General features: G+C 32.5%; 11 protein-coding genes. All 11 read right to left on the bottom strand.

The features are described 5' to 3' along the window. Nucleotides 1-254 precede the first annotated feature (254 nt). The gene (locus AC0L3M_RS00190) at nucleotides 255-668 is read right to left on the bottom strand and encodes an HYC_CC_PP family protein (protein ID WP_224742435.1); all 414 of its coding nucleotides are present in this window, start codon (nucleotides 666-668) and stop codon (nucleotides 255-257) included. A 62-nt stretch (nucleotides 669-730) separates the two neighbouring features. Continuing rightward, nucleotides 731-2,554 (bottom strand): heavy metal translocating P-type ATPase, encoded by a 1,824-nt coding sequence (locus tag AC0L3M_RS00185; RefSeq protein WP_473431398.1) that lies wholly within the window; start codon nucleotides 2,552-2,554, stop codon nucleotides 731-733. A 133-nt stretch (nucleotides 2,555-2,687) separates the two neighbouring features. Continuing rightward, nucleotides 2,688-3,050, bottom strand: a complete 363-nt coding sequence (locus AC0L3M_RS00180; RefSeq protein ID WP_473431397.1) for a DUF3703 domain-containing protein — start codon at nucleotides 3,048-3,050, stop codon at nucleotides 2,688-2,690. 56 nt (nucleotides 3,051-3,106) lie between these two features. Continuing rightward, entirely contained in the window at nucleotides 3,107-3,520 is a 414-nt protein-coding gene (locus AC0L3M_RS00175) for a Fur family transcriptional regulator (RefSeq protein WP_191101283.1), read from the bottom strand. Nucleotides 3,521-3,522: 2 nt separating this feature from the next. After that, complete coding sequence (locus AC0L3M_RS00170) at nucleotides 3,523-4,728, bottom strand: efflux RND transporter periplasmic adaptor subunit (protein WP_191101282.1); 1,206 nt, start codon at nucleotides 4,726-4,728, stop codon at nucleotides 3,523-3,525. A 4-nt stretch (nucleotides 4,729-4,732) separates the two neighbouring features. Further along, nucleotides 4,733-9,067 carry a CusA/CzcA family heavy metal efflux RND transporter gene (locus AC0L3M_RS00165; RefSeq protein WP_191101281.1) on the bottom strand — a complete coding sequence of 1,445 codons (4,335 nt, stop codon included), beginning with the start codon at nucleotides 9,065-9,067 and terminating at the stop codon, nucleotides 4,733-4,735. A gap of 91 nt (nucleotides 9,068-9,158) precedes the next feature. Continuing rightward, nucleotides 9,159-9,470 (bottom strand): DUF6660 family protein, encoded by a 312-nt coding sequence (locus AC0L3M_RS00160; protein WP_224742434.1) that lies wholly within the window; start codon nucleotides 9,468-9,470, stop codon nucleotides 9,159-9,161. 593 nt (nucleotides 9,471-10,063) lie between these two features. Next, on the bottom strand, nucleotides 10,064-11,260 hold the full coding sequence (locus AC0L3M_RS00155; protein ID WP_191101279.1) for a primase-helicase family protein: 1,197 nt from the start codon (nucleotides 11,258-11,260) through the stop codon (nucleotides 10,064-10,066). Nucleotides 11,261-11,262: 2 nt separating this feature from the next. Further along, a complete protein-coding gene (locus AC0L3M_RS00150) occupies nucleotides 11,263-11,580 on the bottom strand; it encodes a hypothetical protein (protein WP_191101278.1) in 318 nt (105 codons plus the stop codon). A gap of 6 nt (nucleotides 11,581-11,586) precedes the next feature. Beyond that, entirely contained in the window at nucleotides 11,587-11,988 is a 402-nt protein-coding gene (locus AC0L3M_RS00145; RefSeq protein WP_473431396.1) for a hypothetical protein, read from the bottom strand. A 72-nt stretch (nucleotides 11,989-12,060) separates the two neighbouring features. Beyond that, nucleotides 12,061-12,393: a helix-turn-helix domain-containing protein gene (locus tag AC0L3M_RS00140; RefSeq protein ID WP_013868959.1), complete on the bottom strand. Its 333-nt coding sequence runs from the start codon at nucleotides 12,391-12,393 to the stop codon at nucleotides 12,061-12,063. Nucleotides 12,394-12,440 lie beyond the last annotated feature (47 nt).

The following is a 12,440-nucleotide window of genomic DNA, read 5'->3' as shown; positions in this document are numbered from 1 at the left end:
GTTTACTCACATCTATTCTATAGCATAAATAGGTGTTCGTGATGTGCTTCGCAGTTCTATTTCCTTTATATTTCAATATAAAATAGAACCGTAACTTTGGCTATGCTTATATTTTCTATTTCATCTAAAGAAAATATAATTCAAATTCACTATCAATCATTTTAAAATTCATTCGGTATTAAGAAAACACCGAATACAGCAAATTATCCTTACAACATTACTGTCATAGGATAAAAGAGTCTATTGTTTAAAAATCAAATTAAGTATGTCTCGTCAATCTTGTAGAGTTGCCTTATGACGAGTGGTGGTTTGTATTCTTCGTAAGTAGAAACGTTATTTTCTAAACCTTCAAAAAGGTTAATGTAAGTGTAAACAAATGAAGCGATGAATACCTGTTGCTCAAATGAGATTTTGTCAACTTGCAATTGTAATTCATCTTGACCATCGACAACTAATTGTTCCTCATCACAACAATTTTTCTTGGTGATTGAACAACCATCAGTTGAAGGTTTTTCCATTTCCATACCGCAACCTTTGGCTTTATGGAAAATAGCAGTTTCTACTAAAATATCTCCACAATAATGCATATTCACAGTAAATGACATTGTAGAGCATAACACTACAAAAGCCATTGCTAAAGACATTATTTTATGGAAAAACTGCTTCATACTGTTTGCGAAGTTACGAAATTTTAACAACTATTGATTTTGTTTAACAGAAGTTTAATTGACTAATCTGCTAAATCCCAACTCATACGTTGTAATCTAACTGCATTCAAAATTGCTAATAATGCTACTCCTACATCTGCAAAAACTGCTTCCCACATTGTAGCTAAACCACCTGCTCCCAAAATCAAGACAATGACTTTAACACCAAATGCTAAAATGATATTCTGCCAAACAATTTTTCGTGTAGAACGACTTATTTTAATAGCTCTAACTACTTTTGAAGGTTGGTCGGTTTGAATGATAACGTCTGCTGTTTCAATAGCTACATCACTACCCAAACCACCCATTGCAATTCCAACGTTACTTGCTGCTAAAACAGGCGCATCGTTTATACCATCCCCTATAAATGCTACTTTATTTTCAGGATTCTTTTTTAATATTTCAACTTCGTTTAACTTATCTTCTGGAAGTAAATCACCTTTTGTATTTTCGATGTTCAACTCTTTAGCGACTCGTTGCGTAATGGAATCTTTATCACCGGAAAGCATCATAATATTTTTAATGCCTACTTTGTGTAATGCTGTAATAGTTTCTTTTGCATCTTCCTTTAATTCATCTGCTATGACTACATAACCTGCAAATTGATTATCGATTGCAACTAATACTATCGATTCTACAATAGATTCCGTTTCAGATGGAACATCAATATTATTAGTAGTCATTAAGGCTTTATTACCTACTAAAACTGTTTTACCATTTACAATGCCTTTTAAACCTTTACCAGCAATTTCAGAAACGTCTTGAGCTTCAAAATCTTCTCCTTCTGATTTATACTCTAAAATTGCTTTTGCAATTGGATGTGTGGATTGTTCTTCCATCGCCATTAAGTATTGCATAAATTCGGTTTCATCCCAACCAATTGCTTTTACTTCTTTGATTTTAAAAACACCTTTGGTAACGGTTCCTGTTTTGTCCATTACTAAAGTATTTATTTTGGTCATAGCATCTAAAAATGAAGCACCTTTGAATAAAATTCCATTTTTTGAAGCTGCTCCCAATCCACCGAAATATCCTAATGGAATTGAAATCACTAACGCACAAGGACAAGATATTACCAAGAAAATTAATGCTCTGTATAACCAATCTCTAAAGACATAATCATCTACAAAAAAGTAAGGAATGAATGTAACACCAATAGCCAAAAACACAACAATTGGTGTGTAGATACGAGCAAACTGTCTGATAAATAATTCTGTCTTCGATTTACGAGCTGTAGCATTTTGAACCAAGTCTAATATTCTCGCAATTGAACTGTCTTCAAACTTATTGGTTACCTCAACTTCAATAACGCTTTCTAAATTAATACTACCTGCATAAACCTTGGCTTCCTTCTGAATGGAATCTGGTTTGCTCTCGCCTGTTAATGCTGCGGTGTTTAACGATGCTTTTTCGGATAATAAAATACCATCCAATGGAATTTTTTCACCTACTCGAATTTGAATTTTCTCTCCAATATTTACAGCTTCTGGCGACACACTAACATAATCACCATCACGAAATACATTGGCTTCTTTTGGCCTAACATCTAACAAGGCTTTAATATTTCCTTTTGCTCTGTTGACTGCTGCGTTTTGAAATAATTCTCCTACTGCATAAAATAGCATTACTGCAACACCTTCTGGATATTCACCAATTATAAATGCACCAATTGTAGCAATAGACATTAAAAAGAACTCGGTAAAAACATCGCCTTTTATAAGACTTTTCCATCCTTCTTTAATTACTGGAAATCCAACAGGAATATATGCTAAAGTGTACCAAACTACTCGAATCCATCCTTCAAATTGAGGAATGGCATCAAAATAATCTACAGCGATACCTACCATTAACATAACAAAACTTATAATAGCAGGAATGTATGTTTTGAATGCACTTCCATTACCGTGGTCGTGACCATCATCGTGAGAATGTTGTTCTTCTGAATTTGGTTTTAAATCTCTTAAATTGACTTTCTTTTTTTCATTTAATATCTAATAATTTTTCAATGTCATTGGGAATAGGCATTCGTTTTAATGGTGGCACGTTTGCTCCACCTGTATTACCAAGTGGAACGTGATTAATAAATGATTTCCAACCACCAACAATAAGCCTAATTATTTGACCTATTACTTCTTTAGTATCTTTTTGTCTAAATCCAAACTTTAGCATTAGCCAATGTGAATAGGTATGTTCTATAGGGTAAGACTGTCCTATTATATGACTACGCTCTAAATGATACCAAGCATCACCAAATTGTTTATTTTCTAAACAGAAACTGTATTGTTTTATTTCTTCGTTATACGCCTGTTTTAGATTTTTAGGTATTTTAGTATTAAACTTCATATCCTCTAATTTTGGATAAATGTACTTTAATAGTAAGTGCAATGGAAGTGCAATAATTAGACACTACACTTATCGCAAATACCTTTTACCACCAAATTTACATTCTCTGACACAAAACCATCTGGCACTTTTATTTGAGGTATTTTATGTTCTGTTAAGCAAATGGTTTCATTGCAATTATTACAATGGAAATGTAAGTGCAAATCGGTTTCAATTTCACAATTACATCCCTTTTCACATAATGCATATTTTGTAATCCCTGTACCATCGTCTATTTGATGCACAATAGCCTTTTCTTCAAAGGTTTTAATAGTTCTGTATAAAGTGGTTCTGTCTGCTTTTGCGAAAGCATTTTCAATATCACTTAAAGTAACAGCGACCTCTTTTTCTGCAAGAAACTTATATATAAGCAAACGCATTGCTGTAACACGAATATTTTTTGACTCTAATACTTGTTCTATTGTTTCCATAATTAATGTGCGTGTTCTGCTTCTCCTTTTTTCATTTCTGCGTTAAGATAATAAGCATTGTTATAAGCAAATTTTGTATTACTTTCTATGTTTTCAGTAAATTGAACCGATACCCAATCACCATCTTTAGTGCCTAACACAACTTCGATAGGTTTAAAGCTCCAATCGTCATTTTCTTTTTCTACTGAAAACACATAATATCTTTCGCCTTCTTTTATAATTGCACTTTCTGGTAAAGCTTTTGTTTGGGTATTATCTACTTGAATTTTACCTTGAATATACATACCAGGAATTAAGTTACCTTTTTTGTTTTCTATTTCTGCGTGAACGTGGACTGCTTTTGGGTTGTCCTCAAAGGTTTTGCTTACGGAATAGATTTCTGCGATAAGCTCTGCATTTGGTATGGATTGTACCGTAAAGTTAACTTTCTGACCTTTCTGTACTTTATAAACATCTTTTTCAAAAACCATTAAATCGGCGTGAACGTGATGCGTATTTACAATTTCAAATAATTCGGTTTGTGGCTCTACATATTGACCTGTTTTTACTTCAACTTTTTGCACAAAGCCTTCTATTGGACTTCGCAATGCTATGCGCTGTGCAATTGTTCCATTGCGAACTGATGTAGTGTTAACGTTGAGTATTCTTAATTGCGCTTCTAAACCATTAACCATTGCTTTTGATACTTGATATTCTGCTTCTGCTTTCTGGAAATTAGCACCAGAACCAACACTAGCATCGTATAATTTTTGTTGACGTTCATAATTTTTCTTTGCAAGCTCGCTATTGCTATAAGCGTTTAAATAATCCGTTTGCGCTTGTATGATATTTGGGTGCGATAGATAAGCCACAACTTGACCTTTATTAACCTTATCACCTTCAACCACTTCAATTGAAACGACATTTGCACCAACAACAGTAGTAATAGCTGCTTCGTTTTGTGGTGGTACTTCTAACGTTCCGTTTGCTTCTACATAGCCGCTCATATTACGTAATGCTAACGTATCTATTTTCATTTTCAATGCATCGAATTGCTGTTGTGAAAGCATTACTTCGTCTTCATCGTGATGCTCTTCGTTAACTTCTGTTTTTTCTTCCTCATCGTGGGAATGACCATCATTCTCGTTATGATTTTCTTTATTTCCGCAAGCTGAAACAAATATGGCTAACACGATTACGGTAAGGATTTTATATATTTTGTTTTTCATTGTCTTATTTATTAAAATATTGTAATTGAAATGTGCTTTCTAAATAGTTTACTAATGCAGTCTGTGCTTCCAGTTCCGATTGAATTGCTTCTTTTATCAACTGCGTAAATGCAGTATAATCAATTTCGCCTTCTCTATATGCCAGTAATGCACCTGTTTTTTGCTCTTTTGTTAATGGTAAAACTTGGTCTTTGTAAAACTCCCAAGATGTTTTCCATTTCATATAATTTTCTTTAGCCTGAACAAACCTTGATTGTACTTCCTGTTTTTTGAACGCTACATTGGTTTCTGCTATTTCTTTATCAATTCTAGCACTTCTAACTTGTGCTTTGTTAGTACCTGATAAAAACGGAATTGAAATTCCTGCTTGATAGGTGTAAAATCCTGAATTGCCATTTACTTTCTGTATACCACCTTGAAGATTGAACTTTGGCAAATTATCTGCTTTTGCAGCTTTATATTTAGCTTCCGCTTCATCTACAATGTTCTGCGACATACTGTACAATGGATGACTTTCAATACTGAACGTTTCCATATCACTATCTATCGCTACCTCAAATTCATCTGAAACTGTAAAAATTTCTTCTGATACCAACCACAAATTGAATTGCTGTAAGGCAATAAGATAATTACTATAGGCTTGCGCTTTTTTATTCTGAATTTGAAACGCTTGATTTTTTGCTGCCGAATATTCTAATTTAGAAATAGCTTCGACTTCATAATTTAAAGCTACTGCTTGCTCGAATTTGGAATAAATGGAATCCAATTCCTTATACAAATCATAGTTTTGTTTCATTTGATAGCAATTAGACCAAGCTTTTTTAACTTCCAATTCTAATTCCAACTCGGAAAGTTGAAAGGCTTTTTGTGCCAATTGAATGCGTTGTTCTTGTAGCTTCTTTTTAGAACCAATGCCAAATACATCGATATTTGATTGACCAATACCAATGGTTGTATAGATGCCATTTCCATTATCAATTTCTTCTCCACCTGTAAAAATTTGAGTCGTTCCGAAATCATAGGCAGTCGATTTTAATTGTTCTTGTTTTGTAATTTCCAACTGCTTTTGCTTCAATAATGGATAATTACTTTTTGCGAGTTTAACAGCTTCCTGTAATGAAATTTCGGGAATTGTATCATTCAACTCTTGTGCATTACTTTGTGGTGAAAAACCAAATAGTAATAATACAACTGCTGTTGCTGTTACTAACTTTTTATTTGGCTTAAACGTAAAATATTTGTTTTCTACCCAATGATATAAAATTGGTAAAACAAATAAGGTAAGCAAAGTTGAAGTTAATAATCCACCAATAACTACAGTTGCCAAAGGACGTTGTACTTCTGCACCAGCTGATGATGAAATAGCCATTGGTAGAAAGCCTAATACATCTGTAAAAGCAGTTAGCATAATAGGTCTGATTCTTCGTTTAGTACCTTCAACTATTCTATCCTTTAAATTAGTTACACCTTCGTCTTTTAATTCGTTGAGTCCACTTATCATTACCAATCCATTTAATACCGCAACACCAAACAACACAATAAAACCAACACCTGCCGAAATACTAAATGGCATATCACGCAACCATAAGGCTACAACACCACCAATAGTTGCCATTGGGATGGCTATATAAATCATTAAGGTTTGAGGTAGTGATTTTAATGCAAAGTATATTAGTATAAATATGAGTAATAAGGCGATAGGCACAACGGTTTGTAATCGGTTGCTGGCACGTTCCAGATTTTCAAATGCACCACCATATCGAATAAAATAACCTGATGGTAATTCCAGTTGTGCATCTAATTTTGACTTTATTTCAGTGACCAGCGATTTTACATCACGTCCTCTTACATTTATCCCTACATAGGTTCTTCGATTAGTATTGTCTCTACTTATTTGCATTGGTCCTGCTTTGTAGCTTACATCTGCAATTTCACGCAAAGGAATTTGAGCACCTGAAGGTAAATTGATATACAGGTTTTGAACATCTGAAATATCCTTACGGTTTTGATCACTTAATCGTACTACTAAATCGAAGCGTTTTTCACCTTCAAAAATCACACCTGCTGTACCACCTGCAAATGCAGATTGTACGGTTTGATTAAGCGTATTTATTTGAAGTCCATATTGCGCCAATTTATTCCTGTTGTAATTGATTGTCATTTGTGGCAAACCTGTTGTGGCTTCCGCTTTCATATCGCCAATACCTTCAGTACCTGCGATAATTTTAGATATTTCTTCGGCTTTTTGAGATAGAATGTCAATGTCTTCACCATAAAGTTTTATGGCAATATCTTCACGAACACCTTCTAATAACTCGTTAAAACGCATTTCAATAGGTTGTGTAAACTCATAATTAACACCAGGAACCATTTCAACTGCTTCTTTCATTGCTTCAATCAATTCATCTTTTGATTCTATTGTAGTCCATTCACTTTTAGGTTTCAGGATTACAAAAACATCGGCAATATCCATAGGCATCGGGTCGGTTGGAATTTCGGCAACACCAATACGACTCACAATTTTATCGACTTCTGGAAATTTTGCTTTTACTATTTGTTCTATTTTGGTAGTAGTTTCAATAGTTTCTGTAAGTGAACTACCTGGTTTTAAAATAGCGTGAAATGCAATATCGCCTTCATCGAGTTGCGGAATGAACTCGCCACCCATTCTTGAAAACATAAAAACGGTTATTCCGAACAACACAACTGCAATACCAATTACCCATTTCCCTTTTCGCAAGGCTCTAACCAATAAGGGTTGGTATTTGTCTTCAACCCAATGTACAAATCTATCTCCATAGGATTTATTATCATTTTTTGGTGCTCTTAATATTAGAGCTGACATCATAGGCACATAGGTTAAACAAAGTACCATTGCACCAATCATAGCAAAAATAAAAGTCAAAGCCATTGGTTTAAACATCTTTCCTTCAATACCTTGTAAGGCTAAAATGGGTAGAAAAACTATAAGGATAATCAACTGACCGAAGAAGGCAGCATTCATCATCTTTTTTGAAGCATTAGAAGCAACTTTATCTCTTTCTTTAGATGTAAGTTGTTTCTTTTTCAAAACTTGTGATGCTATAAGAAAAACAGTGCTTTCAACAATAATTACAGCACCATCTACAATGATTCCGAAATCAATTGCTCCTAAACTCATTAGGTTTACCCAAACATCAAAAACATTCATTAAAATAAAAGCGAATAATAAGGATAATGGAATAGTAGAGGCAACTATTAAACCTCCTCGCCAATTACCTAACAAAAAGACCAACACAAAAATGACGATTAATGCACCTTCAATAAGGTTAGTTGTTACTGTAGAAGTTGTTTCGCCAATTAATTTACTTCGGTCTAATAATGGTTCAATAATTATGCCTTCTGGTAACGACTTTTCAATTTGAGTCATTCGCTCTTTTACATTGGCAATAACATCATTGGAATTAGCTCCTTTTAGCATCATTACCAATCCACCTACAACTTCTCCTTCACCATCTTGGGTTAATGCACCGTAACGAATTGCAGAGCCAAATTGTACTGTTGCAATATCACCAATAGTGACAGGTATATTATTAATATTCTTGACAGTGATTTTTTTAATGTCCTCTAAACTTCTCACCAAGCCTTCACCACGAATAAAATTAGCTTGATGGTTCTTTTCAATATATGCACCTCCTGTATTTTGATTATTGGCTTCAAGTGCATTAAACACATCTGTAATGGTAAGGCCAATAGCATTTAAATCGTTTGGGTCAACCGCTACTTCGTATTGTTTTATTTTTCCACCAATAGCGTTTACTTCTACCACACCAGGAACCATTGCCATTTGACGCTGTACAATCCAGTCTTGCATTGAGCGTAAATCTGCAATGTTGTATTTGTCTTTAAACTCTGGTGCAACTTTTAGTGTGTATTGGTAAATCTCTCCTAAACCTGTTGAAATAGGACCCATTGTAGGTTCGCCAAATCCAGCAGGTATTTGCTCTTTGACTTCGTTTAGTTTTTCGGCTACTAATTGGCGAGGTAGATATGTTCCCATATCATCATCAAATACAATAGTAACCACAGATAAGCCAAAACGAGAAATTGACCTTATTTCCTGAACATCAGGAAGATTGCTCATTGCCACTTCAATTGGATAAGTAACAATTTGCTCAATATCTTCAGTACTTAAATTGGGGGATTGTGTTATAACCTGTACTTGGTTATTGGTAATATCTGGAACAGCATCTATTGGCACTTTGGTCATACTCCAAATACCTGTTCCGATTATGGTAAGCGTAAGCAAACCAATAATGAATTTGTTATTGATTGAAAAATCAATGATTTTATTAATCATAGAAAATGTATTAATTCAGTTAAAAAAATGCAAATGCTTTCCTGAAAGTGAAAACATTAAAAAGGGATATAGCTATCCTTTAAAAACTGAATTAAGCTTGTGGCGGTTGCCAAATATTAGATTGGAAATCAAATCTATAATTTGACTGATAAGTAGACACTAATTTTGTGGGAATTTTATTGAAAGTTAATAACTGAAATATTGCCAAAGGCTCATAGCTAATTGACATACCACAACAATTACAAATACAAGTAACAGGACAAGAATCGTCACTATCCTCTTGATGATTATGTTCAGCAGTTATTTCCTCTTGCTGTTGGTCTTCTACATTTTGACCATCAGAACAAGGCATTGCAGATAATGCTAACATTGTTATAGCTAATATGAATGCTAAAAATTTCATCGTAGCAAATATACAAATTATTAAATGCAATGGTTGTGCAATTATTTTATTTAAGCCACAACCTTTACTTTCTCTTTTAGAGTTTCAAGATGCTTCAGCATATTGCTTTTACAACATACCTCACGAGCTAATTTAGGCGCGTGACCTATCACTTTGGTTAATTCCTTTATTATACTCATCTTATTAATTTCTACATATTTTTTCTCTAGTAAAAATATTATCGTTTCTTATATAAACTTGTAAATTGTCTTATAATAAGCATTTTCTCATTTACTCAAATAAAACCAAAGCCAATAGACCTTGTTGTTGATTGTTGCTAATTTGTTTGAAACAATAGAATAATAAGGGTTTTAAGAGTAAACAAGCTGTACACAATGTAGCAACAATTAAAAAAGTTGTTGTTGTTGTTGTTGTTGTTGTTGTTGTTGTATGTTGTTATGTGGGTTTAATCAAATGTTGTAGTATGTTGTTTAGTTTAATAACATAGCCAATGTAATAGAATAAGAAAACGTGTGATTGTTGTTTTAATGTTGTTGAGTTGTTTATTACCGTAAGTACTAGCTAGCATAGCATTACAGTAGTTTTGCAACAAATCAACTTAACTCTTTAAACATTTGTTTAGTAAAAGTATAATGACGACCTCTATGAGTTGTTTCTTCAACAATAGGAGTGTTTGAAACTGATGTTGACATATAATATTTAGTATATGTACTATTCTTAGATTCTAATTTATATTCATTTTTTATTAACTCAGATAATTTAAAAGAATTGGTTCTTATATTATTTTTACTAAGCTTATCTACCAAGTCACCCAATGAATACTTTAATTCTTCTTTTTCAAACAAGGCAAACTCATCTGACAAAATTTGCTCTAATTCTTTATCTATAAAGGTTTTATTACCGTTAATTAATATATCTAATGCTTCTGTATGAATTTGCTCTTTAGTAAACCACATTCTTGTTTTTCTAGGACATGAAATCTTTCTTTTGTTTATAAAATGGATAAAGTGCGGTAACTCTTTTTTTAACGATTCTAAAAGGTCTGGTCGGTCATTTGATAAATCGAAAGGAATAATTTTTCTAACCCAGTATCTTACTTCTGAATTATCTATGTAAACAAAATTCTTTTCGTTGTTGGAACATAAAATAAACTTACCAAAAAAATTTCCCTCAACTTTATCTTTACCTTTAGCTTCACTTTTATAAGTTTTTGCAGTAGATAGATTTTTCAACCTTTCACTATCTTCTCTTTTGTCTAATAAAACTTCATCAACAGCAATAATTAACTTTGAAGCCCAATCTGAATTAAATCTACTTCTAAAATCCTCATTATTATTAATTGTCATATTATTTTGGAATATAGATTTTACCCAATTTAAAAAAGTGGTTTTACCTGTATTTCGCTCATTACTTACTAAACACAAAATTGGTAAAACTTGTGTTGGATTTTGCCATAAAACACTTAAGTAATCTAAGCCTAAAATATATTGCTCACCAAAAATATGCTTGAGAAATTTTTCTGTTTCTGGAAAACTACCTTTTTCAAATTTATGTTCTAATTTTTCATATTTATTATAAAACCCATTAATTACACGTTTATAATTAGTATGCGATGGGATTAAACAAAAACCATCATATTTTTTTATATCTTCAATGTACTCCTTACCATGGTCGGTTATAATTTCACTTTTTGACCAAGGATTCAACATTTTTATAGTGTCTTTGCTGTTTAAAGGCATATTAACTTCTTTAAAGTAAGCTGTACCTATTCTTAAATATTTTTCACTCATAACTAAACGTTTACTGTTAAACTAGCCAATTTGGAATAATCGATTTTTTCAAATTTTGTAGTAAAATAAATTTTCACATCAACTCCTTGAATTGAACTATCTACTTTACACATTTTAATTATTTCTTTCTCAATTTGACAAAGTGGCAATCTTGGGTTATAGTTAATTACTTCTATTGCCAATTTTATTTTTGCTATTAAGTAACTTAATTTTTTAATTGAAAGCGCATTATTTTCATTTGCATATTGACTTAATAAGTCTTTGTGTATATCCTCTATTATATTTAAGCCATCTGGCTTATATGTTTTATTATTTTCCATTTCTTATTATTTATAAATTAATATTTGCTGAGCTGTATCGAAATAAGCTCTAGTACCATCATATCTTGGAGGTAGGTTTTTGATTAAAATCACACCCTGATGAGTCTTATTAATTAGTTTTTTTATATCTCCTTTTGTTGCAGGTTTATTTTCTTCTTTAGTAAAGATATTTGTAACAATGTTTGTAGCTAAAGTTCCTACAACTGCGTTTCCTACACCAGACCAACTCATTTTATTGATTGTTGATGGTTTTTCTTGATTCTCTTTTGTAGGTAAATTTCTAGTTACCTTTTTTCTTTTTGTAAAGGCGTTTACTCTACAACTATTGCTACAATATTTCTGTTTATACCTTCTTTTTGGAGTGTACTCGACACCACAATAATTACAATTGTATGTATATCTATCCATTTTGCGTTAATTTAACGTTAGACTAACGATTGATTAAATCGCTCTAAATGAAAACTTTTATTAAGCCTTCAATTATTTAAGTCTCTTTTTACGGTTAGACAATAAGGTATCGACATCAGATTCAAGCTCTGTTGTGCATTTTTGCTTTCCTTCTTTTATCCATTCTATTATCTCGGACTTGAAGAAGAATAAACGACCGTTTTTCTTATGGTGAGGAATGGTGTTTTTTTGACAATAGTTATAGAGTGTTGGTTTTGTATAACCAGAAAACTTAACAATGTCATCAATAGTTTGCGGGTCATCCGTTTGGGATAACGTTTCTGCCTTTTCAATTAAGGCTTTTAATTCTTTGAGGTCTCTTTTTACCTCTGCAACATCTAGTTGCGTTTGTTCAAATGCTATCATTTTTAAATGTTTTAAATTAATATTTATCAATGATAGCGGTTAATTAC

The organism is Olleya sp. KJ81-1 (genome assembly GCF_055808135.1).
This window is presented reverse-complemented; position numbering and strand designations above follow the sequence as displayed.